At 29.8% G+C, this 24540-nt stretch carries 27 protein-coding genes; 18 read left to right on the forward strand and 9 right to left on the reverse strand.

Annotated features, from left to right (window positions below):
* From pmtA to LQ615_RS09095, 10 genes are all read left to right on the forward strand, one after another.
* The gene (gene pmtA / locus LQ615_RS09050) at window positions 1–876 is read left to right on the forward strand and encodes a phenol-soluble modulin export ABC transporter ATP-binding protein PmtA (RefSeq protein ID WP_064204930.1); all 876 of its coding nucleotides are present in this window, start codon (window positions 1–3) and stop codon (window positions 874–876) included.
* A complete protein-coding gene (locus LQ615_RS09055; RefSeq protein WP_239704080.1) occupies window positions 877–1533 on the forward strand; it encodes an ABC-2 transporter permease in 657 nt (218 codons plus the stop codon). It abuts the gene before it with no gap.
* Window positions 1530–2195, forward strand: coding sequence for a phenol-soluble modulin export ABC transporter permease subunit PmtB (pmtB, locus tag LQ615_RS09060; protein WP_239704079.1), 666 nt, complete (start codon window positions 1530–1532; stop codon window positions 2193–2195). Before LQ615_RS09055 ends, pmtB begins: the two co-directional genes overlap by 4 nt.
* Window positions 2196–2210: 15 nt before the next feature.
* Entirely contained in the window at window positions 2211–3080 is an 870-nt protein-coding gene (gene pmtC, locus LQ615_RS09065; protein WP_239704078.1) for a phenol-soluble modulin export ABC transporter ATP-binding protein PmtC, read from the forward strand.
* Entirely contained in the window at window positions 3080–3808 is a 729-nt protein-coding gene (locus LQ615_RS09070; protein ID WP_064204934.1) for an ABC transporter permease, read from the forward strand. Before pmtC ends, LQ615_RS09070 begins: the two co-directional genes overlap by 1 nt.
* A gap of 61 nt (window positions 3809–3869) precedes the next feature.
* Window positions 3870–4073, forward strand: a complete 204-nt coding sequence (locus LQ615_RS09075) for a hypothetical protein (RefSeq protein ID WP_016999108.1) — start codon at window positions 3870–3872, stop codon at window positions 4071–4073.
* Window positions 4074–4175: 102 nt separating this feature from the next.
* Window positions 4176–5369, forward strand: coding sequence for an amidohydrolase (locus LQ615_RS09080; RefSeq protein ID WP_239704077.1), 1194 nt, complete (start codon window positions 4176–4178; stop codon window positions 5367–5369).
* A 148-nt stretch (window positions 5370–5517) separates the two neighbouring features.
* Window positions 5518–6225, forward strand: a complete 708-nt coding sequence (locus LQ615_RS09085; RefSeq protein ID WP_016999105.1) for a GntR family transcriptional regulator — start codon at window positions 5518–5520, stop codon at window positions 6223–6225.
* A 9-nt stretch (window positions 6226–6234) separates the two neighbouring features.
* Window positions 6235–7770, forward strand: coding sequence for a gluconokinase (gntK, locus tag LQ615_RS09090; RefSeq protein WP_218688139.1), 1536 nt, complete (start codon window positions 6235–6237; stop codon window positions 7768–7770).
* A 12-nt stretch (window positions 7771–7782) separates the two neighbouring features.
* Complete coding sequence (locus tag LQ615_RS09095; protein WP_016999104.1) at window positions 7783–9141, forward strand: gluconate:H+ symporter; 1359 nt, start codon at window positions 7783–7785, stop codon at window positions 9139–9141.
* A gap of 717 nt (window positions 9142–9858) precedes the next feature.
* Here LQ615_RS09095 and LQ615_RS09100 read toward each other — a convergent pair.
* On the reverse strand, window positions 9859–10410 hold the full coding sequence (locus LQ615_RS09100; protein ID WP_016999103.1) for a thioredoxin family protein: 552 nt from the start codon (window positions 10408–10410) through the stop codon (window positions 9859–9861).
* Between the two features lie 79 nt (window positions 10411–10489).
* Window positions 10490–11527: a S66 family peptidase gene (locus tag LQ615_RS09105; protein ID WP_239704076.1), complete on the reverse strand. Its 1038-nt coding sequence runs from the start codon at window positions 11525–11527 to the stop codon at window positions 10490–10492.
* Between the two features lie 151 nt (window positions 11528–11678).
* On the opposite strand from LQ615_RS09105, the gene LQ615_RS09110 reads away from it, so the two are divergent.
* A complete protein-coding gene (locus LQ615_RS09110) occupies window positions 11679–12224 on the forward strand; it encodes an HAAS signaling domain-containing protein (protein ID WP_103269062.1) in 546 nt (181 codons plus the stop codon).
* Window positions 12224–13063, forward strand: coding sequence for a DUF4097 family beta strand repeat-containing protein (locus LQ615_RS09115; RefSeq protein WP_135021536.1), 840 nt, complete (start codon window positions 12224–12226; stop codon window positions 13061–13063). Before LQ615_RS09110 ends, LQ615_RS09115 begins: the two co-directional genes overlap by 1 nt.
* Window positions 13064–13135: 72 nt before the next feature.
* Here LQ615_RS09115 and LQ615_RS09120 read toward each other — a convergent pair whose 3' ends face one another.
* Window positions 13136–14173 (reverse strand): C45 family autoproteolytic acyltransferase/hydrolase, encoded by a 1038-nt coding sequence (locus tag LQ615_RS09120; RefSeq protein ID WP_103269064.1) that lies wholly within the window; start codon window positions 14171–14173, stop codon window positions 13136–13138.
* Window positions 14174–14559: 386 nt separating this feature from the next.
* On the reverse strand, window positions 14560–15531 hold the full coding sequence (locus LQ615_RS09125) for a bile acid:sodium symporter family protein (protein WP_218708348.1): 972 nt from the start codon (window positions 15529–15531) through the stop codon (window positions 14560–14562).
* Between the two features lie 247 nt (window positions 15532–15778).
* Here LQ615_RS09125 and LQ615_RS09130 point away from each other — a divergent pair, with 247 nt between their 5' ends.
* Window positions 15779–15946: a hypothetical protein gene (locus LQ615_RS09130; protein ID WP_016999097.1), complete on the forward strand. Its 168-nt coding sequence runs from the start codon at window positions 15779–15781 to the stop codon at window positions 15944–15946.
* A gap of 199 nt (window positions 15947–16145) precedes the next feature.
* Here the strand turns inward: LQ615_RS09130 and LQ615_RS09135 are convergent, their stop codons facing one another.
* Window positions 16146–17111, reverse strand: coding sequence for an LPXTG cell wall anchor domain-containing protein (locus tag LQ615_RS09135; RefSeq protein ID WP_016999096.1), 966 nt, complete (start codon window positions 17109–17111; stop codon window positions 16146–16148).
* 244 nt (window positions 17112–17355) lie between these two features.
* On the opposite strand from LQ615_RS09135, the gene LQ615_RS09140 reads away from it, so the two are divergent.
* Entirely contained in the window at window positions 17356–17574 is a 219-nt protein-coding gene (locus LQ615_RS09140) for a hypothetical protein (RefSeq protein WP_016999095.1), read from the forward strand.
* Between the two features lie 61 nt (window positions 17575–17635).
* Here LQ615_RS09140 and agrA read toward each other — a convergent pair whose 3' ends face one another.
* Genes agrA through LQ615_RS09160 form a run of 4 tightly spaced genes read right to left on the reverse strand, consistent with a single transcriptional unit; the run spans window position 17636 to window position 20410 of the window.
* A complete protein-coding gene (agrA, locus tag LQ615_RS09145; protein WP_016999094.1) occupies window positions 17636–18352 on the reverse strand; it encodes a quorum-sensing response regulator AgrA in 717 nt (238 codons plus the stop codon).
* Window positions 18349–19665: a quorum-sensing sensor histidine kinase AgrC gene (gene agrC, locus LQ615_RS09150; RefSeq protein WP_218708346.1), complete on the reverse strand. Its 1317-nt coding sequence runs from the start codon at window positions 19663–19665 to the stop codon at window positions 18349–18351. The genes agrA and agrC overlap by 4 nt, the downstream gene beginning before the upstream one ends.
* A gap of 29 nt (window positions 19666–19694) precedes the next feature.
* Entirely contained in the window at window positions 19695–19838 is a 144-nt protein-coding gene (gene agrD, locus LQ615_RS09155; protein ID WP_218688146.1) for a cyclic lactone autoinducer peptide AgrD, read from the reverse strand.
* Window positions 19835–20410: an accessory gene regulator AgrB gene (locus tag LQ615_RS09160; protein WP_016999091.1), complete on the reverse strand. Its 576-nt coding sequence runs from the start codon at window positions 20408–20410 to the stop codon at window positions 19835–19837. The genes agrD and LQ615_RS09160 overlap by 4 nt, the downstream gene beginning before the upstream one ends.
* A 450-nt stretch (window positions 20411–20860) precedes the next feature.
* On the opposite strand from LQ615_RS09160, the gene pglS reads away from it, so the two are divergent.
* From pglS to LQ615_RS09180, 4 genes are all read left to right on the forward strand, one after another.
* Window positions 20861–21895 (forward strand): 6-phosphogluconolactonase, encoded by a 1035-nt coding sequence (gene pglS, locus LQ615_RS09165; RefSeq protein WP_210620303.1) that lies wholly within the window; start codon window positions 20861–20863, stop codon window positions 21893–21895.
* 15 nt (window positions 21896–21910) lie between these two features.
* A complete protein-coding gene (locus LQ615_RS09170; RefSeq protein WP_016999089.1) occupies window positions 21911–22687 on the forward strand; it encodes a carbon-nitrogen family hydrolase in 777 nt (258 codons plus the stop codon).
* Window positions 22688–22871: 184 nt separating this feature from the next.
* Window positions 22872–23594, forward strand: a complete 723-nt coding sequence (locus LQ615_RS09175; RefSeq protein ID WP_239704075.1) for an ABC transporter ATP-binding protein — start codon at window positions 22872–22874, stop codon at window positions 23592–23594.
* On the forward strand, window positions 23594–24352 hold the full coding sequence (locus LQ615_RS09180) for an ABC transporter permease (RefSeq protein ID WP_016999087.1): 759 nt from the start codon (window positions 23594–23596) through the stop codon (window positions 24350–24352). Before LQ615_RS09175 ends, LQ615_RS09180 begins: the two co-directional genes overlap by 1 nt.
* Window positions 24353–24540 lie beyond the last annotated feature (188 nt).

A 24540-nucleotide genomic window follows, 5' to 3' on the forward strand; every position in this document is an offset into this window, starting at 1 on the left:
ATGACAAAAGCTATTGAAGTAAATAATCTAAACTATCATCTTAAAAATTTTAGCCTTAACGATATACAGTTTGATGTAAAAAAAGGTTATGTAACAGGTTTTATTGGCGCTAACGGTTCAGGTAAAACGACGATTATAAGAATTTTAATGGGTCTTTTAAAAGAACAAAGTGGAGATCTGAAAATATTAGGAGAATATTTGAGAGAGCATCCTGTAGAAATTAAAAATAAAATTGGCTTTGTTTATTCAGAATTATATATGTACGAAAAATGGAATATCAAAACAATTGAATCAGTAGTAAGTAAATATTATAAAAATTGGGATCATGATATTTTCTCGAAATATGTTGAACAATTTGGTTTAACTTACAAACAAAAAGTAAAACATTTCTCAACAGGTATGAAAATGAAATTATCTTTAGCAATCGCTTTGAGTCATCACGCTGAACTATATATATTAGATGAGCCAACTGCAGGTTTAGATCCAGTAGTTAGAAATGAAGTTCTTGAAATATTGCAAAAAGAATTAATTGATGAAGAAAAAACAGTATTTTTCTCTACACATATTATTTCAGATTTAGAAAAAATTGCTGATTATATTGTTTATTTAAAAGACGGATCAATTTTATTAAATGAAAGTGTGAATGACTTAACCGAGAAATATAAAATTGTTAAAGGCGACCCAAATATGCTGGATGATGAATTAAAATCACTATTGATTAATATTAAAGAAACAAAAACTGGATTTTCAGGAATGACAGAAAATAGTCATGTATTTCTTGAGTTATTTGGAAAAGAGGTAGTGATTGAAACACCAACAATAGAAGAAGTGATGGTAAGAATTGAAAAAGACCAAAAAAATAAGGTTGTGGTTTAAATGAAAGCAATTTTTTACCGAAACTTTATGTATGAAAGAGGTTACTTGTTAGCATATTTTATCTGTTTTGTTTTAACTTTCTTTGCTCAATTCACATTTGGATTTGAAAACATTGAAATAATAAATTTTGTTCCGATATATTTTATTGCTACAGTTTCAATTCATTGTATTAATAATGCCATATTATTGAATAAGCAAAGTAGCCAAATTTTTTATAATAGTTTGCCTATTTCTAAAATAGATATCGTAAAAGCACATTACTTATATAACTTATTACTGACAATTATTTCATTTGTATTGATTATCATAATAGCTTTATATAAGAATGACACGATATTTCTTCAAGCAGCTATATTTATTGTAGCAACAAATTTATTAACATTAAGTATAGTTTATCCAACGTATGCACATGTTAATATTAATCAACTAGGAGCTTGGATATTGGGATCTATGTACGCAATATTTGCAATGTTGTATTTCGGAACATATTCAAATCGTTCATATGCATTTTCAGAAATACTAGGTTGGAAAATATTTTTATACTATACACCTTCAATGTTGTTAATAGTTGCCATTATTATATGGATAATTCAATTTAGTAGAGCTATTCATAGTGCTAAGAAAGATAAAATTACCATTTACGGAGGTGTAAGATGAAGCCGATATTATACCGTAATTTAATATTATTAAAACCTTACTTAATTTATATATTGGTAATGATTCTTGCATTACCAGTTACAATGATTTTACCATTTAATAATTACATCAAAATATTTCTATTAGGGATGCTCATGTTTCTTTTACATGTTGTCACTTTGGCGTTTCCTTATTATATATATTTAAGAATTAACAAGAATAAATCAGAAATGAACTTTTTAAGTTATCCTATAACACAAATAACGACGGTTAATATGCACTATTTAACTGCTATTATTTTAATCCTGATCAACTCGGTTACGATTAGTTTATATAATTTAGTGGCATTAATGTATGCGGCAAGTGATATGGATGTTGTTATAAATATGTCAGGGATACTAACGAATGTTGCGGCGAATTTATTTACAATCAGTTTAATATTACCGCTTTGTGATTTTAAAAGGTTTTTAAGAATACCATTAGTAATATGGATTATTTTGATTGGTTTTATATTACCAAGTATAGTACCGTACACAGATAAACTATTGAATAAATTATCTATTCAAACAAATGTTTTTACAAATTATGGAGATGAAATTTTTGTTTCTATATCAATCATATTATTTATCATTACTTACGTAATAGCAATTTCTAAAGCAAGAAAAGGCGAGATAACAATATAGAAGAGGTGACACATTTTGAAATTAACAAACATAAATAAATATTACGGCAATCAGCAAGTTTTAAACGATATCGACTTTGAATTTGGAGATAGTCAAATAGTAGGTTTAATTGGTAAAAATGGTGTAGGTAAGACTACATTGATGAAAATTATGAACGAAAACATCGTTAAATATAGTGGGAAATTTGAACAAGAAAGTGACGTACGAGTAGGTTATTTAATTGAAAATCCTAAACTGTATTTGAATAAAACTGGTTATTATAATTTAAACTTTTTTAGAGAAGTTTTAGGTAAAGAGGTTGATGACACATATGTTAATCAATTGATAGAGTCATTTGGAATCAAACCTTATATAAACAAAAAAGTTCAAAAATATTCAATGGGTATGAAACAAAAATTATCAATAGCAGTAGCTTTAATGAATAAACCACACTATTTAATATTAGATGAACCAACGAATGGCATGGATCCAGACGGTTCAATTGATGTGTTAAAAACAATTGAACGTGTAAGTAAAGAACTGAATATCAAAGTTCTTATTTCAAGTCATAAATTAGAAGATATTGAACTCATATGTGACAGAACTGTATTTATGAAAAATGGTCGTATTGTTGAAGATTATAATATGAAAGATGAATCAAAAAGAATTACAAAATTCTTAGTTGAAAGTAATCAATACAACGAAGCGCTTGATGTTTTAACGATGAATTTCAAAGTGATATCTAGCAATAAACATGAAGGGTTAATCGCGATTGAAGCATTGCAAGATTATCAAAATGTACTCAGATTACTCAGCGAAAAAGATATTTACCCTAAATTTATCGAAAATAATAAAACTACATTAAGAGATCAGTACTTTAATATTAATAAAGGAGTTGAAGCATAATGAACATCTTACAACACGTTAAATATGATATAACGAGAATATTTAAAAGTCCATTAGGCTTATTAGGCTTATTTCTAGCAATTATTCCTAGCATTGCTGTTATCATTATTTCTTTAAATATGGATAATGTATTTACTTCTCCTGATGTATTAACTGGTTTCTTTGCTTTTGGTGGATTAGTATTATTAATGTTTACATTAAGAACAATTGTTAGAGACATGTCATATGGAACAATTCAGTTATTTTTAAATTCTAAGAAAAACAGAACGATGTACTTATATGGTAAATTAATTTCAGTAATAGGAATCATTATTTTGTTTACTATATTAGGCACTGTAGTTACGTTGCTATCTACATTTATGATGACAACAGGTGATTTAGAGTTTACAGATTTCTTTAAAATGTTTGGTGAACTACTCATTATCATTTTATTCTATGTAACTTTATTGAATATTATTAATTTATTAACTGGAAAAGCCGTGATGGTTTATACTACAGCTATCGTATGTATTATACTCTTACCAACTATATTCAATATACTTTCAATCGTTCCTCAAATAGGAGAAAAAATAGTTAAAGTGATGAAATATAATCCACTAGACTTTCTTCCAGATATTTTAAATAGTGGTTACTTAGGTATGGAAGGTTACCAAATTGGGATAACGGTTGTTTGTATTCTAGTATTTACAGTTATTAACCATTTCGTCATTATAAATAAGAATATATAATGGTTTATCCTTCATTTGTGTGTTAAATTTAATTTATTAGATAAATGAATGAGGGATATTCTTGGGTAAAAAATTTATTAAACACTATATTATTATAGGTATTATATGTATCGTTGCGAGCTTTTTCTTTAATGGTACACCAAGTTCGTTAATGATTGGTGCCGGTTTAGGTTTCTTTTTAACAGCGCTAATTGCAAAATTTGAAAAAGAAGATAAAGTTGATGAACATCCGGATAAAGCAAAACAAAATCAAGACAAAAAGTAAAAAGTCGGGATAAATTAGCCGGAGTCTGGGACATAAATAAATTGTCTCAGGCTTTTTCATTATATTGGCGGCAGTTAACTAGAAGGAAAATGAGGTGGTTTAATGTTAAGAAGTCTATTATTTAAAAAACTAGAACAAAAAGAACACGACATGATTAAGCACTATCGCTATTTACATCAATATCCTGAACCTTCGTTTTTCGAAGAAAAAACAGCTCAATATATAGAAATGTTTTATAAAGATAAGGAAGTTAAAATACATAATCGTATTGGCGGAAACTATGGTTTGATTGTAGAAATAAATGGCGGGAAACCTGGTAGAACAATTGCTTTAAGAGCAGATTTTGATGCTTTAAACATTGATGAAGAAACAGGTTTGGCATTTTCATCTAAACATAAAGGATGGATGCATGCTTGTGGGCATGATGCTCATACAGCTTATTTAATGGTATTAGCAGAATCTTTAATAGAATTAAAGGATAGTTTACCTGGAAAGGTTGTTATTATTCATCAACACGCTGAGGAGTTAGCTCCAGGTGGTGCAATAGATATGTTGGAATCAGGTCTATTAGATACCGTAGATGAAATCTATGGTATTCATCTATTTCCAGACTTTACGCCTGAAGTTATTTCATATAGAAAAGGTCCTACAATGGGCGGTAGATCTCTATTTCATTTGAAGGTTAAAGGTAAAGGAGGACATGGTTCCAGTCCACATTTAGCAAATGATGCCATAATGGCAGCTAGTACGTTTGTGACGAATATACAAACAGTAATATCGCGTAGATTAAATCCATTTGATATGGGTGTAGTCACGATAAGTTCATTTAATGGCACGGGATCACTTAATGTAATTCAAGAGAATGTTGAACTTGCGGGTGATGTTAGATATATGGAAAATCGTATTGGCCATCAAATTCATGATGAAATCTTGCAAATGATAGAAGGTCTTGAAGAAACTTTTAATGTTGAATGTCAATTCAAATATGACTTAGACTGCATACCTTTAATCAATCATTATAAACAGACAGATTATTTAGTTGATATTTTAGCTACTAGTCAAGGTGAATATTTTGAATTATTGAAAGAACATGAACAACTAACAAGCTCTGAAGATTTTGCTAGTTACTTAGAAAAAATACCAGGAACTTTCTTTTTTGTAGGATGTAAACCTTATGATGTAGAAGAAGCTTTCTTTAATCATAGTCCTAAATTCGTGGTTAATGAAGATGCGATGTTGACTGCAAGCAAGGCATTAGGTGAAATAGTATTAAACAGGCTGTACATAGAAGAATAAGAAAGATATTATCTTAAAGATATTTAAATAGATGTCACGAATAATAAAATAATATAAATTTTCAAGTAACCGTTTACAAAACTATAGTAAACGGTTACAATTATTTGTATAACTTGTATACAAGTATACGGAAGGTGAGGAAAGATAGATGAAACATCATTATCATTATCCGAGCGAATGGTTAAAATATCGTTCTACTGGTGAACAAGTAGCTAGTGAACTTCGATTGGGTATTATTAGTAAAGCCATTAATCAAGGCGATAAGTTAAGTGAGAATAAAATAGCTCAACAATTTGAGGTCAGTCGTTCACCTGTAAGAGACGCGCTTAAACTTTTGCAACAAGATGGTTTAATATCGCTTGAAAGAATGGGCGCAATTGTAACGGGATTATCAAATGTTAATCAGAAAGAAATATACGACATCAGGCTCATGTTAGAGTCATTTGTTTTTGAAAGACTACAGTTAGACGATAATTCAGTCGTTATTAAAGAATTAAATAAAATTCTAAAAATGATGACTGTTGCTGTGGAATTTGAAGATGCTGATGAGTTTACAAGATTAGATCTACTGTTTCATGAATCTATGATTACTGCAATTAATCATCAATATATTGAAATGATATGGCGTAATCTAACACCAGTTATGGAATGTTTAATTTTAGTATCAATGAGACAGCGTATGGAAAATGAACCTGAAGATTTTAAAAGAGTTATTCATAATCATAAAGTATATATTGAAGCAATAGAAAACAAAGATCGAAATAAAATGAAAGAAGCATTTCATTTAAACTTTGACGACGTAGATGAACAAATCGAAGTTTTATGGAATTCACAAACCAATATAGATAGAAAGTAGGGTTATACAATGAAATACATGATAGGTGTAGATATAGGAACAACAAGTACAAAAGCTGTTATTTATAATAACGAAGGGAAGTTTTTGAAAAAACATAGCATTGAATATCCTATGACAACAGATGAAATAGGAGTAGCTGAAGAAAGCCCTGAAGAAATATTTGATGCAGTGCTTTTCACAGTCAAAAAAGTTATAAGAGAAATAGACGCAAAACCTGAAGATATTAAATTAATTAGCTTTAGTAGTGCGATGCATAGCTTAATTGCGATGGATAAAAATAATCAACCATTAACAGAATGTATAACATGGGCTGACAATAGAGCGAGTGATTATGCAGAAAAAATCAATAAAGAACATAACGGTTTAGAAATTTATAAAAGAACGGGTACACCAATACACCCGATGTCACCATTATCTAAAATATTTTGGTTAAAACATGAAAAACCTGAAATATATAACAATACAAACAAATGGATAGATATTAAAACTTATGTCATTTATCAATTATTTGGTCAATACACAATGGATCATTCTATAGGTTCCGCTACAGGTATGATGAACTTAAAATCATTAGATTGGGATAAAGAAGTATTAGATTTATTAGAAATAGAAACTTCTCAATTACCTGAACTCGTTTCAACAACACATATTCTGAAAAATATGTCTAAAAAATATGCTGACTTAATGGGGATTAATGTAGATATTCCTGTGGTTGTAGGCGCTTCTGATGGCGTTCTATCTAATCTAGGTGTAAACAGTTTTAGAAAAGGAGAAGTAGCAGTAACTATCGGTACAAGTGGTGCAATTAGAACGATAATTGATGAACCAAAAACTGACGAAAAAGGTAGAATCTTTTGTTATGTCTTAACAGAAGATCATTATTGTATTGGTGGTCCAGTTAATAATGGTGGTGTAGTACTCAAATGGCTAAGAGACGAGTTATTAGCAAGTGAAGTAGAAACAGCTAAACGCTTAGGTGTGGACTCTTACGATGTATTAACTAAAATAGCTAGCAGAGTTCAACCAGGGGCGAACGGTTTAATATTCCATCCTTATCTTGCAGGTGAACGTGCACCATTATGGAATGCTAACGCAAGAGGAAGTTACTTTGGTTTGACTTTAACGCACAAGAAAGAGCATATGATCAGAGCAGCTTTAGAAGGTGTATTACTTAATTTATACACAGTTTATTTAGCGTTAATTGAAGTAATGGATAAATCCCCTAATCAAATTAAAGCAACAGGTGGATTTGCAAAAAGTGAAGTTTGGCGTCAAATGATGGCAGATATTTTTGATACATCTGTTGAAGTTCCTGAAAGTTATGAAAGTTCTTGTCTAGGGGCATGTGTTTTAGGGTTAAAAGCATTAGGTGAAATAGATGATTTTGAAGTGTTGAATAATATGGTAGGCAAAACATACCAACACCAGCCAATAGAAGAAAATGTTGATATTTATCAATCTTTAATACCAATTTTCATTAATTTAAGTCGTAAGTTAACAGAAGAATATAACTCAATAGCAGAATTCCAAGAAATGCATTCATAAGGAGAGATTAATATGATTTCAGAAATTACACCACTACTAGTCGTTATTGTAGCAGTTGGTTTACTATTAGCATTAATTATGTGGTTAAAGCTTAACACATTCGTTTCATTAATAATTACAGCAATGATTACAGGTGTAATGCTTGGCATGCCATTAAATAAAATCATTTCAACGGTCGAATCTGGTATGGGGTCTACACTAGGCCACATCGCATTGATATTCGGATTAGGTGCAATGCTTGGTAAGTTATTAGCTGATGGAGGCGGTGCAACGAGAATTGCACATACGCTAATTGATAAATTTGGTCAAAAGCGCATCCAATGGGCAGTAGTGGTAGCATCATTTATAATCGGTATCGCTTTATTCTTTGAAGTAGGGCTCGTATTATTAATCCCAATTGTATTTACGATTGCAAAAGAATCTAAAGTTTCAACACTTTATTTAGGTATACCAATGACAGCAGCATTATCTGTTACACATGGCTTTTTACCTCCTCATCCAGGACCAGTCATGATTGCAAAAGAATTTGGTGCAGAAATAGGTGAAGTGCTTGTATTTGGTTTAATTGTTGCGATTCCAGTTACAATTATTGCTGGACCATTATTTACGATGTTTGCCAAAAAAGTAGTTCCAGAAGGATTCACTAAGTCTGGTGATTTAAATTCACTAGGTAAGCAAAAAACATTTAAAATTGAAGAAACGCCAGGATTTGGTATTTCAGCTTTAACAGCACTATTACCAGTATTTATTATGTTAATTTCAACAATTGTTGATTTACTTACTGGTTCACCTGAGAATCCTCAAGGTGTACTAGGGTTTATCAGTTTTATAGGTGAAGCGGCAACAGCTATGCTGATCTCAGTATTGTTTGCTATATTCACTATGGGACTAAAAAGAGGTAAAAAAATTACAGAAGTTATGGATACATTAACAAACGCTATATATCCAATTGGAATGATGTTATTAATTATTGGTGGTGGCGGTGCTTTTAAACAAGTATTGATTGATGGTGGCGTCGGAAAAACTGTTGAAGAATTATTTACTGGCACAGCAATGAGTCCAATTTTACTTGCATGGATAGTAGCTTCTGTTCTTAGAATCGCTTTAGGATCAGCTACAGTCGCAGCAATTTCTACAGTAGGTATCGTAGCGCCGTTATTAGAAGCTTCTGATGCGAATCTTGCTCTAGTCGTATTAGCAACTGGTGCAGGTAGTGTTATTGCTTCACACGTGAATGACGCAGGATTTTGGATGTTTAAAGAATATTTCGGATTAACAATGAAAGAGACATTTTTAACATGGACATTATTAGAAACCGTCATTTCTGTATCTGGTATTATATTTATACTATTTATAAGTTTATTCGTATAAAAAAGACTAAAATTGTATAAACTTAGTATTTTAATAAGGATTATTCAAGCCTGATTTATCAGTTACTTTAACAGTTAGGCATTCCTAACTGTTAAAGTACTAAACTTTTAGAACACTTAAGAAACAAAAATTTAGAGTTAAGAACGATTCAACAAATTTAGAAAAAGACTTGATATACTTTAGTCATAGATAACACAACACGAACCACAATACATTCAATTCCTTAAAAATATTTCGTATATGTTTTTTCATGATAGTGAATGACTTTGTGTAGAACGTGTTTAGATAGTTATCTGTAATTGTAACGTTGAAATGGATCATAAAATGATTCAACTTATTTTTATAAAGTTTCCCGGCTTTATAAAAATAAATGTTTCCTTAATTAATAACCCTTCCCCGAAAAGCGCTCGTTAATTCCCGGACGAGCGCTTTTCACTTGCGAAATTTCAAATGTTAACTTTACTGACATATATTTTTATTTGTTTTGTAGATAAAGTAAACTGTTTATATCGAACCATGGGGATGGAGAGATACATATAGGGGTAATTTACATAAAACGAGGCTGAGACAATTATTTGTCTCAGCCTCTATCGTGATATTGGCAGTAGTTGACTGGAATGAAAATATGCTTATATCAAGCTTTTCACTCCTAGTCACTCTTGCTGGGCGGTACTATGAAATCTTTTTTGAAAAATAAGATTTCTGTTCCAGTCCGATTTATCTTAAGATGCTTACGATTGATTCGTATACATCATCCCAGAATTGTGTATTCTTTTTATATTCATCATGGATTTTATGATGTACTTCTTTTTCTTTTTCAGGGAAAGAAGAATCTTCTTTAGATGGTAAGTCTTTTCTTGTTTCCTCAACGAATTTTTGAACTGTAATGGCTCTAGGACCCCATACATGTTCTTGTTCATGTTTTTCATTTAAAAATACAAAAATTGGTATAGATCTTGCAGTACCATTTGTTAAGTATTGATCAATTAAATTTGTATCTTCATCTCTATGAAATACTTTAACTTCCATATTAGTGTAATCTGCAATGTTCAATAGTACTGGGATATTCATCATAGCATCCCCACACCAATCTTCAGTGATGACGAGAACTTTATAATTTTTATCTTTTATTTTATCTAAACGTTCATCATTTTTAGGTAATTGAAAAGATTTATAAATTTCAATGAGTTCTTCTTTATTGGTAGTCATATCGTTTAAATATTCTTTAATAGGTTGTGATTGTTCATAATATGTAACTAGTTTTGTCATTTTAATTATCCCCCTTTTTATATACTAAATATTATAACAATTCTGAAATAAATCGCAAAGCAGAATAACTGAAGATTAATTACTCTACAGCATTTTCAAGAATTGAGAAAGTACCTTTATCTACATTTAGTTCAGCCAATGCACCGTATGGGATAACGCATTTCGGTTCATTATGACCAAAACTTGCATTGTAGAATACTGGCATATCTTCTTGATTCCATTCTTTTAACATTTTAGTCCAAACTTCTTTATATTCTTCATAATAAACATCATCTTGAGGACGACCAATAATTACGCCATTTATTCTTTCGAAAATTCCCATTGAACCAAATGCACGCACGTAATCTTCCATTAACCAAGGTGGAGCGTGGACTTCTGCTGTCTCAATGAACAATATAGCATCATCAAAAGCATCTTTATTTGGAAATACATCTGTTGCTTTTAAAGAATGGAATAATTCCATGCAACCTCCAATTAAACGTCCAGTTGCTTTTCCTTTTCCATTTAAAATTTCATACCCGTTATTATCGAAAGATTCTCTATTGATGTCTTTGTTGCTTTCATCCCATTTTAAACCGTATTTTCTAATTTGGGATGATGTAGGTACATCACCAACTGGCTCGTTTTGGAACCAAGTTTGTTTAATTGAATGAACAGTATAATCATCCATTGCAACATTTTCAGCGAAGTCAGTGAGTAGCAATGGACCATAAAAACTGGAAACGCCAGCTTGATAAAACATAAAATGTAACGCAGTTGTATCAGAATACCCACTAAATATTTTAGGATTATTTTTTATTAACTCTAAATCTATATATGGCCATAAACGAACAGAGTCATCTCCACCTAGAGAACAGATAATTGCTTTAACTTCAGGATCTCTGAGTGCTTGATGTAAATCTTCTGCTCTTTTTTCAGGGTGGTTGTATGTAAAGTCTGAACCTTTAAGCGCATTTGGCATTATCTTTACTTTCAGTCCGAATACATCTTTTAATCTTTCAATACCAACATTAGTTCTCCACATCATATCTTCTTCTCCAGCTAAACCAGAAGACAAAGAAACAATCGCTACTGTGTCACCTTTAGAAAGCTTATTTGGCTTGATAAGTTTACTCATATCAAAACCCCCTTATTTATTTGTTGTGCATAGTATATCACACTGATATAACTTGAAATCAAATTTTTCAGATGATAATATGATGTTGTTTGTAGGAAGAGTGTTAAAATTAAATTGAAAACTTGAGATAATAATAAAGGGGAAACAGAATATGGATAAAATCACGTTCCTCAATTATTTAGAGGATGAATTGTCTCGTTTACCGAAGGCGGAAAGAGATAAAATTATGTATGAATATGAGACTAAGTTTTTTGAGGCTCAAAATGAAGAAGAACTTATCCATGAACTTGGCAACCCTAAAGCAATTGCAAAAAAAGTATATGCCAATACTGCTATAACTGATGCAGAAATGGCTCCGAATTTTAAAAATGTTTTTCATGCTATTATGGCAACTCTAGGACTAAGTTTCTTCAACATTTTATTTATCATTACACCATTTCTTTTTATAACATTTATTCTATTAATAGTAGTCTTAATAGGAGCAGTTATGATGTTAGGACCTATTGTTAGTGTTGTGAACATCTTTATTAATGGATTCCATTGGATAGATGTAACGAATATTATGTTTGCTATTTCATTCTTAGGACTCGGATTGATGCTCTTAATTACTGGATTAAAACTTATTGAAGTAAGTTACAAAGGCATATTAAAATATTTAAGATGGTGTATAAAAATCATTAAGAGGAGTGCAGAGTAATGAAAAAACTATTTTTTGTAGGTTTAAGTATTTTTGTAGTTTTTGGATTACTTGGTACTTTTCTATGGTTTTCAGTAAACAAACAGTATGAAAAACAAGAAACATACAAAAAAGTATTTAAAAACAATGAAACGAATCAAATTATAATTAATGCTCAAAATACAGATGTAGATGTAAAAAAGGGGCGTTATTTAGAAATTAATTACGATGGAAAACATAAAGTTAACGCAAATATAGAAAACAATTTATTACATTTTTCTGAGCAAGATAAAAAGCTTACATTTAACGCTAACTTTATTCCTTTTAGAAAAGTTAATAATCATCTTACAATAACGCTTCCTGAAAAAAATTATAATGCATTTAACATCACTACTAATACAGGTAATATCAATATAGAAAATGTTAAGAGTAAAAATAGTAATATTATTACTGGGACAGGGAATATAACGTTTGATCAAGTAGATTTTCAACATGTTAAAGCTATGGCTGATGTTGGGAGTATTGGTATTAAAAACTCCAAATTATATGAATTTAATGGAGAATTGGATACAGGTAATATCACAGTAGATAACTCAGTGTTAAAAAATAATGAAATGATAACTTCAATAGGTAATATCAAAATAAGAGATTTGAAAAATGAATGTGATATTAAAGCATCTACTGAAGACGGAAATATACTTATAGATTATAAACATAAACCACAAGATACATTACTTCAATTACATGCTGATTCAGGTAGCACAAAAATAGAAAACAGTGCTTTTCACGGGGAAAAGGTTGGTAATGGTAAAAATGTTATTGAAAGTTATACTGATAACGGTGATATAAAAATTAAATAATAGGCTATATAAAATATAACCTCTAATCCGTTAAATTTAATTTATGGATTAGAGGTTATTTAATTGATGCATTTATTCACTTGCAAATATTATATCTGAATCTATTTCTCCTGTAACATATAGTGATTCTAAAGGTTTGCCTTGTAACCATTCATTAAATTTAAAAGTGTGTATATAACCATTTTCACCTAATGCAAATTTAACTTCTAGTTGTTCAGGAATATAAGCAGATGTGTGTATCGTACCTGACCAACTTCTAAAAAGTTTGCTATAAATTTCATAATCAGGGTTATTAAAGTATTCAAAAGCAGTTTCTAAAGGTAAATTTTCGTTAGTTATATTTTCAATTCTATTATATCGCTCTACTGATTCTTTTATATAATTTCTATTTTCATGTGTTAATACTTCAAAATGATTCGTACAAAGAATGTTCTCTTTAGTTACTACTGATCTTGGTGTAGCTTCTACAATAATGCTGTTGTTAGATGCATCCATCAAAATGTAACTAAATGAACTTCTATGTGGTATTTCTTTCAACAACGAAACAGCTTCATCAATATTTTTACAACATTCTAAAATAAGACGACCAATCATATAACATACAAATCCATCACCTGGCTTTTTACGATGCATAAAATTATAACCCATCGATAAACCATGTTCATTCATTCCATCCATTCTCCCAGTTACTCGAGATGTTGGACCAATTTGAGCGTAACCACCATCAGTAGGTTGGAATAAGCTGAAACGTCCGTCATAAGTAGCAGGATTGTAATCATAGTTTCGAACCATAAAGTTTTTACCTAAAAATACCGAACAACCACTATCTTTAGCATAAACTCTATAATGACCGTAATTAAGAAGGACTTGCTCTAAAGGCATTTTTAGAGTATCTTGTATGCCCATCAGTTCCTCCCATATTTGCGGGGCGAATTGCTGATATATTTTTTTCGTTTCATTTATATTTATATCAAATCTAGGCCTTCTAACTCGCCATTCTTTTTCTCTGTTTTCGAGCATTTTAGTAGATTGTAACCACTTAGCTTGCGCAACTCCATAATCGTAGTGGTTTCCTCTAAATTCAAATGTTTGCATACTTACTTGTTGCAAAATCATCACTCCTATTCTTATTCATTTTGCTAGAAAATATTTCATTTGTCACGCAAATAAGCTATAAACCTTAATATTGGTCATAATTAATTAAAGAGATTGTAATAATGTCTTAACCTATGTAATTTTTTACCATGTTATATTTAATTTATCACATATCATTAAGTTATTTAGGAGGTATGTATGATGTGGAATCAAATATATATCTATACAAAAAAGAAATGGAAAGAATGGTACAGAGGTTAACAATTTAATTTAACTTAAATACAACAAGATAAGTATTTTAAACATAAAAAGAAAAATTGAAAATATCTATTATCAGAAAAACACACATTCGTTTAACTAATAAAACGAATGTGTGTTTTTGAGTTAATAATATTAAATTATTACAAGTTATCTGTAACAGGTGCAGATTCAACCCGTTTTTGATCACGCTTTGTTTGGTTTGACCAAAATATTGCAATACTAGGACCTGTTAATAAGTGTATGAAACTAAATATTGCGCCTGGTACTGCTGATAGTGGATTAAAGTGAGCTGTAGCTAATGAAACAGCTAAGCCAGAATTTTGCATACCAACTTCAATAGAAATTGCTCGTTTATCAGGTCGTCCTAAACCTAATGCTTTGGCTAAAAGATAGCCAATAGTGAGGCCACAAACATTATGTAATAAAACGACACCAAACAATAATAAACCAGTTGCGATAATTTGTGTCTTATTACCTGCAACCACACTTGATAAGATCAATGAAATTGCAATAACTGAAATAATAGGTAAAATATCGACAGATTTTTCTGCTACCGGTCTAAAGAATTTCTGTACAATTACACCTAAAATAATAGGGATTAACACTACTTGAACTACTGAAATGAACATTTCCATAAATGATACTTGCAACCATTCTCTAGCAAATAAGAAAATGAGAGAAGGTGTTACAATTGGTGCAAGTAATGTTGATAATGTAGTAATTGAAACTGATAAAGCGGTATTTGCTTTAGCTAAATAACTAATTACATTAGATGCTGTGCCACCAGGACAACAACCTACTAATATCACACCTAAAGCTATATCTGGACTAAGGTTTAAACCTTTAGCAATTAAATAAGCAGTGACAGGCATTACAGTATACTGTAATATAACGCCGATAATTACACTCTTAGGTGATTTAAATACTTCTTTAAAATCATTCGTTGAAATGGTCATACCCATGCCAAACATCACTATACCCAATAAATAAGGGATATAAGGTGCTATTTGAGCGATGGTACCTGGAAAACTAAAACCTAAAATAGCAGCTATTAACATCCAAACGACAAAAGTTTTATTAATAAACTGACTAAATTTCTTTAAATTACTCATAATGAACACCTTCCAAATTATATAATAATCTGAATATTACCAATAATCAGAAGTTATTTCAATGGTATATTAGAAGAAATATTTAAAAATAAAAATCAAATGAAAATCGATACAATAAATGTTACATTTTATACAAGAATTAAATCGTATTCTATGAATTAGATGTATAATGAGAGTATATCTTTTATGTATAATGCTTATTATGTTATGATGTAAATGGTAGAAAATGATGATAGAGGTGACTTCAATGAACTGTATTAAAGGAATTTTCAAATTCTTTTTCATCTTAATTGCAATTACAACAGTAGCTGTTGGTGCAGGTGTAGCTGTCTTAGCATTTGTATTTAAAAAGGATTTTGAAGATCTAGAACAAAAAACTAAAGAGATAGTTTCAGAAATTGAATCTAATAATTAAAAATGAGGAGAGCAATCACTTAGTATAAGTGATTGCTCTTTTTTATTTAACTACCAAATTTTATTTTAATGTGTTAAAGAATATTAATTAAAATTACACTTTTAAAAATAATAGGGGTAAAGGTATATGAATAAAGTGATTTAAAGAAAATTTAAAATTATAATTGAATATTTAGGAGGGGGTGTAATTTTAATATGATCTAATTTTGTTTTTGAGTTCTTTTACGCTTTAATATAAAGAATATAGTAGTAGCTATAGCTATAAAAAGTGTGCTAAAAATATATTTAATTATATGATTGTTTTGTCCTGTATCAGGAAGTGTTTTCTTTTCGGACAAGGCTTTTTTATTTGTATCTTTTTGTTCTGTCTCAGTGGTTTTAGAATTATTTGAAGTTAAATTGTCTTTAACTATAGAAATTTGATAATTATGATTTGTGTTCTGAGTGTTTGATTGCGAATTGTTTAATGAATCAGTTTGGTTAGGGAAATGATTAGTATCATTTGGATTGTTATTAGTAACTATGGCTTGAGGGCTAGTATTATTTGTAATATGGAGTGAAGCTTGCTTGTTATTACTACTATATGTGTAATATTTATCTTCACCAATTTTGATTGTGGACTTAGTGTCTACACCTTGAATTTGTACATTAAATAGAGTGTCTCTTGGGATGTTCGCAGGTATTTCAATTACTACTTGACCATTTTGATTAGTTTTACCTGTAAATTCTTGATTGTTACCTATCAATTTAACTTCTATATTATTTAATTGTTGGTAAGTATTTGATATAACATTAATGCTAATGTTTTGGCTATTTATATTAGAAGGAGTAGAAATAGTATTATGAGATGATGTTAATCTATAGAGTTTATTAGGTTCAACCGTAAATGTTTGTTGATTAGAAGTAGTAAGTACGTAGCTTTTCTTTAAAGATGCATTTGGGATTTGTATAATAGCGAGTCCATCAGATTTAGTTGTTAAAGACTTCGTTTCATTATCTAATTGAAGTTGAAATGTTTCATTAGGAATGGGTTGATTAGTGGAAGTGAGAAATTGAAAAGCAATGGGTGTTTCACTTGTTTCTGCATAGGTTATATTGGATGAATTTAATGTTATACAAATTAAGAAAGTAGTTGTAAAACTTATGAAGAGAAGAAATATCTTCATACACAACCTCCTTTATAATTAATATCACCGGTGATATTTTTATTATGCCATAAACAATCTGGATATGCTAGTATTATTTTATAAAATTTACATAGAATTTTTAACTTATATAAAATCAAGAAATATTGAGTTATAATAAATTATAATATTTACTAAAAGTAAGGTGCTTCAGTTTTGCATCAAAGAGCATATAGGAGTAAAATAAACAAAAAGATTTAGATAAATAAAGGGGAGATGTTCTTGTATGATATGTAAAAGCTGTAATCAAGAAATGGTTGACGAACTTCGTATTAACGTACCAGGTACTTTAGTTGATGTAAGGTTAGTTAAAGAAGAAGAAACGGATGACGTCTTGAAAAAAGCGATTGCTGTACCTAAAGCTGCTGTTTGTTTATCGTGCGGTGAAGTAAAATACTACATAGAAGACATCGAATCATTTAAAGAATCATTAAAAAATGAATAGTAATAATTAAAGGGGTAAACCATAAATATAATGGCTTACCCCTTTATGTATAAAATGAAAGTTAAATCTTTTTTATATTTCTTACAGACGCATAACAATGTTCACCATTATTAAAGTAAACAGTGCGATCTTTTGTATCAATTCTATCAACATTTCGACGGTTTATAACAAAGCTGTTATGACATCTAAAAAATCTGTCGTCTAGATTTGTTAGTTCTTTTAGACTACCGTAAAATTCGATTTGTCTATTATCAAGATGAGCTATTAATCGATGAGATTTAGTTGATGATTCAAAAAACATGACATCATCATATTGGACATATACTGAATTACTACCACGCGTTAATTCTAATTTTTCAACATTAGTATTTTTAGATAACATGCCTAAACGGATATAAGCAGTGTCTAAACAATCAATAACTCGTGTCTTGAGCTGATCAGGGTCATCTTTAAATATAAAATCCATAGCAGCAACTTTATAAACAAACGTTAAATAAGTTAATTCACTATGACTTGTAACAAAGATTATATTACCAATAGGGTCATGTTTTCTAATCTCGCTCGCTAAAGTAATTCCATTTATATCAGCATCTAGTTGGATATCTAAGAAATAACAACCGATATCATTAGAAGTCTTTACATGTTCTAGTAACTCATAAGGATCATTAGTCGCAAGCTCAATAGACATTTCTTTTTCTTCAATCATAATATAATTATTAATGATTGTTTGCATTCGTTCTAATTGTTTTGGGTCATCTTCGCAAATGATAATTTTCATCGTATCACTTCCTCATTATGATCATTTAAAATCTCGAGCTTTTGAATAAAGAATTGATCATTAATATACGTATCTAAAAAAACATTCTCAGTCTTTTCAGTTACTTCTTTTAATGTTGTTAAACCAATACCTCGTTTACGACCTTTTGTAGAAAATTGGTCTTCAAATAACTTATGTACTTTTGGTGTATCTTTAGAACATTTATTCATAAATACGAGTAGCACAGATTCTTCATTTTTAATAAAAGCAATTTGAATAGTAGGTGCATCAACAAACTCAGATGCTTCAATAGCATTATCCATTATGATACCTATACATCTACTCAACTCAACAATATTCATATTAATATGATCAATTTGTTCAGTAACTTCAACACTAATATTAATATTTTGCTCTTGGGATTGAATAATTTTAGTTGTTAGCAAACCTTTAATCTCTCTTACATGCAAGTTCTGTAAACCATTTATTTTAATCGTATTTAACTTCATATCATCATGTAAATGCGCAATATTTTCATCAAAATATTTGCTTAAACCATCCATATCTTCTTGTCTAATATACTCAGACAAAGTAGCAAGAATATTGATATAATCATGACGAAACTTTCTCATTTCATTATTAATCTGTTCAATTTGTAAGGTATATTTATAATAATGATTAATCTCCTTTTTAGTACGCTGTAAAGCCATTTCTCTGATGACCGTAAAAGAAATTAAAATGACAAAAATTGCCGCCACACATACATAAATAACATAAAATAAAGTTTGGAACTCAAACTCTTTTTCAGTATCATAGTTCTCAGGCATATAAATATAGAACACAAAAAATGATAGAGCAAGGAACGCAGCTAACAACAGTAAATAAATACGGTTATTATATAAATAACTTAATTTAAGTTTGTTCATTAACATCCTAATTAAAACTGCAATAGAGATAGATATTATGAAATGAAATATAAAATAAAATAAATGTATTGATAGTTCTGCTGGATTAACATTAAATAATATAGTGTTTAAAAGAGACGATAAATAATCGGAAGCAACCGAAATTATAATTACTAATAAAGTATTAATTACGCCAAAAATTTTAAACTTATTATAAAAGAAAATCGCTAAAAACGTGATTAAATAAACTATCGAATTAACTCCAATAATAAAATATAAAGCAAGAGAAGGGATCATGTATCCCAATAATAGAATGACATAATCCCTTTTTGAATATCGATAGTTTTGAGTTATTGCAAGTAACGCTAAAAACATAATTGTTTGAAATAAACCATATATAATAGCTTGTGTTATTGATAAATGTGCCATATATCTATTACACTTCCTAAACTCAAATATTACTTGTTAGCATCTTCTAATAATTCATTTGGTACAGAAGTTTCATCTAAGAATACATTACACCCTCTGATTACTGCTTTCTCACCGATTGCTGATAAAACGTTAGAAATTGTTTTTGAAAATAATCCTGCTAATAAATTCATGATATTGTTTCCTCCTTTTTATAAAATATAGGTAATAGTGATACCGATTCGAAGATCAATCCCAAACAGATTAATTGTTGATAGGGTTCTTTAACGAATAAAGAAATGATTATCAAAATTGTAGCTGCAATGATTGACCTAAGTTTTAAACCCTTTTTCCACTTACCTAATAGTGGATGTTTTTTTGTTTCCATAGGTGCATATTTCATAATGATTATGTACCCTATGAGCGCTAATGTCAAAAATATCCAATACGGTACGTTTATATTGATGACAATTAGCGGTGTAATCACAAACATTATTAGGCTTTGAATGGTACATAAAAAAGTAGATTTTGCATGCGCACCAAATGCAAAATATCTTATAGCAAAATAACTAAGGTGAACAATAAGTGTATAGAAGAATATATGGCTTAGAAGGGCAGCACCATATATAACAACAGTCTTCATAATATTCCCTACAAATACTTCTAGTCCATACTTTACCTTTAAATAGCTTACATGGTCTAAATTATTTGAATTTTGAAGACTTGTAGCAATTTTATCAATTTGGGTTTGTACTGGTTGATACATAGCGCCCCTCCTCACACTTAATTATAAATCATAATGGTTTACATTTTACTTCTTTTGCCTAACTGTATTATTTCAATGCCCAACTGTTTGAGTTTTTATTTATATTTATATATTAACATATTTTTATTGCAGTTAAGCACGAAATATTACGACTTAGGGAAAACTTTAATTTTATTAAATATAATATTATAAAATGATAATGACTAAGTAATAAGGTGAATAAAGGGGGTTCCTTTATGGCAGGTGACATAGTGAACGCTATCAGTAGTATTTTTAAGTGGTTTGTGGCGTTTTTTAGTGATTTATTTGGTTAATTTTCATTTGTTAAAATGTTATGATTATATAAGTTATTAGAGCGTATGCCTTTTGGTATACGTTTTTTATTATAGTTATTCAGTAATTTCATGTAGAATGAAGACAAAGAGATAATTTAGGGAGGAATTATATTTTATGAAAACACAAGGTTATATTGGTAGTTATACAAAAAAGGATGGAAAGGGTATTTATAGATTTGATGTTGATGAAAATGATCAAACTATAGAAAAAGTAGAAGTAGGCTATGAAGTAGAAGCTTCTACATATATTATGCAACATGGTAAATATTTATACGCAGTTAAAAAACAAGGCGATGATTGTGGTGTCGCAAGTTTTCTAATTAATGAAGATAAAAGTTTAACATTTATAAATGATTGCTTAGCTTCAACAGAAGGTACAGGTTGTCATATTTCAATATCTGAAGATGGTAAATTTTTATTTGAAGCAGTATACGGTGCAGGCATAGTAAGATTATATGAACTTAATCCTGAAAATGGGGAAGTCCTTAGATTAATCGATTCATATCATGGTGATGGTAATGGACCTAATAAAGAAAGACAAGATGGTAGCCATATTCATTATGCAATGCAAACACCAGATTTAGACTATATTGTTACAGTTGATTTAGGGGCAGATGTAATAAGAACGTTTAAATACTCTTTAGACGGATTAGAACTATATGAAACGACGAAATTCCAAGCTGGAAGTGGACCGAGACATTTAGCATTCCATCCTAGTGGCAAATATGCTTATTTAGTTACAGAATTAAGCAATACTATAATTGTATTATCATATGAAAATGGTGTGTTTAGCCCGGTTACTGAACCACAAATGACTATTCCTGATGATTTTGAATTAAATTCACAAATAGCTGCAGTTAGATTAAGTCATGATGGTAGATTCGTATATGCGTCAAATCGTGGTCATAATAGTATTGCTGTATTTAAAATACTAGGTGATGGTGCAAATCTTGAATTAGTTGAAATTGTTTCAAGTGGAGGTACTTGGCCAAGAGACTTTAATATTACTCCAAGTGATTCATTCTTAGTTGTAGCACATGAACATTCTTATAATTTAGTGTTATTCAGTAGAAATAAAGAAACTGGTAAATTAACAGAAATAGAAAATGAACAAAAAGCCGCTGAAGGTGTATGTGTTCAATTTATCTGATTGAAGGTGAATAGAATGAAAATAGCTTTATATCAAATGCATGTAATACCAGGTAAACCTGATGAAAATATAGAAAAAGTTAGTCAATGGTTAGATAGTTTAGCTACAGATATAGATATAGCTGTGTTACCTGAAATGTGGAACACATCATATCGATTAAATGAATTAGAGAACATTGCTGATGTTGATGGGGAAGTGATAATACCTTTTTTAAAAAACAAAGCAAAAGAGGTTAAGAAACATATTATTGCAGGTTCTATTGCTTATAAAAAAGGTGAAGACATTTATAATAGAGCGCTTATTGTAAATAAAGAAGGGAAACTCATTAATACTTACGATAAAGCACATCTCGTTCCAATGTTAAACGAGCATCATTTTTTAACTTCTGGAGAAAAAAAGCCAACTGTATTTCATATAGATGAAATTGAGATGGGTTCTATTATCTGTTATGACTTAAGATTTCCTGAATTATCACGTTCATTAACATTAGAAGATGCTAAAGTCATTTTTGTGCCTGCTGAATGGCCAAAATCACGTATTGATCATTGGAAAGCATTATTACAAGCAAGAGCAATTGAAAACCAGATTTACGTAGTAGCATGTAATACTGTAGGTAAATGTGATGATAACGAATTTGGAGGGCATAGTTTAGCATATAGCCCAGACGGTGCACTTATCGACTGTTTGTATGAAGGTGAAGGCACATTAGTTGTTAATTTAGATTTAAATGCCCAAAGCCAAATTAGAGAATCTATTCCTATTTTTAATAGTTTACGAACAGATTTATATTAAAATTAACTAAATAATTTTGAGTACGATATAAGAAATCTCTTCATTAGTGATAAAAAATCTAATGAAGAGTTTTTTAATTTTTAAGTGTAATATTGTTAAAAGTAAAAATTTTTATTGATATATTTAAATAAAAGTTTAAAATCAAAATTGTCATATATGCAGCTTTATATAAGGGGGTATTAGATTGTCTGAACAAGTAGATGTAGAATTTAAAAATATAGGCTATGAAATAGAAGGTAGTACAATTTTAAATAAAGTGAACGGTAAAATATATCAAGGTAAGATTACTACAATTATAGGGCCATCAGGCGGTGGAAAGTCTACTTTATTATCATTTATTAATGCTTTAAACTCTCCAACAGAGGGAGATATTTTTATTGATGGGCATTTAATTAATGAATATGAAGCTATTAAACTAAGAAGAAAAGTGCAACTTGTCTCACAAGAAGCAACAATGATTAATGGTACCGTTAAAGATAATTTAGAACTTCCTTTAACATTACAAAATAGAACTATGACTGATAAAGAAGCTGAAGGATTTTTAAAAGATGTTGACTTACCAATATCATTTTTAAATAAAAATAGTAAAGAATTATCTGGTGGTGAAAAACAAAAATTATCATTAGCTCGCTCTTTAGTTACCAAACCAAGTGTTATGTTGCTAGATGAAGTAACTTCAGCTCTAGACAGAAGCTCAGTCGAAGCTATTGAATCATTATTAACACTCATTAATAAAAAGCATGATGTTACGATGATTTGGATTACACATGATGTTAACCAAGCAATTCGTATGAGTGATTATATTTGGGTCATGATGAACGGAGAAGTCGTTGAAACTGGTACAAGTGAAGAAATCAGACATACTACAAATGAGAAAGTAAAAAAATTCATAGGAGCTAAAATATAATGAGTATAACTTCTTTGATATTAATGGTAATTTTTATAATTATTCCTATAGTTATTTCTAAATCACTGAAATTAGGTTTAGAAAAAGACACAGTTATCGCTGGTATAAGGTCTTTTATTCAATTATTAATTGTAGGATATATATTACAATTTATTTTTGATAAAGATAATCCAATATTTATGATATTGATGGTCGTATTAATTATAGGTGCAGCAACTCAAAATGCTAGAAAGAAAGGCTTATCTATTCCAGGTATCACTTGGAAATTGTTGTTAGCATATGTATCGATTGAGTTAATAACACAAGGCATTCTTATTGGTTTGAAAATTATACCACCAACTCCGCAATATGTAATTCCTATAACTGGTATGGTTATTGGTAATGCGATGGTGTTAAGTATTTTATTCTTAAATCGATTTATTTCAGAGATTCAACAAAATGAAAATTTAGTAAAGCTGATACTATCTTTAGGAGGCACACCAAAACAAGCTATTCATAAGCAATTGATGACTTCTATACAAACAAGTGCTATTCCTACAATAGAACAACAGAAGACTATAGGACTCGTACAATTACCTGGAATGATGAGCGGTCAAATTATTGCAGGTGCTGACCCAATTGATGCAGTATTCTTTCAAATCTTAATTGTATTTATATTAATAACATCAGCAGTTACAACGAGTGTAATATTAGGATTTCTATCATATCCAACATTATTTAATAGTAAAAAACAATTAATAGAAAGCCGTTTTGAGTAAATAAGGTAACACATGATGTAAGACGAGATCTACGTGCAACATAACAGTCTCCTTATTGCCAAGAGTACTGAGAAAAGTCCACATACAATATAGGAGTCATGTACAATACTATCAATACAAAGAAAGAGGCTGGGACATTATTTATGTCTCAGCCTCTTTCTTTGCCTGGGTAGGACTACGAAATCTTT

It is taken from the genome of Mammaliicoccus sp. C-M13, from assembly GCF_022386845.1.
GTDB lineage: Bacteria > Bacillota > Bacilli > Staphylococcales > Staphylococcaceae > Mammaliicoccus > Mammaliicoccus lentus.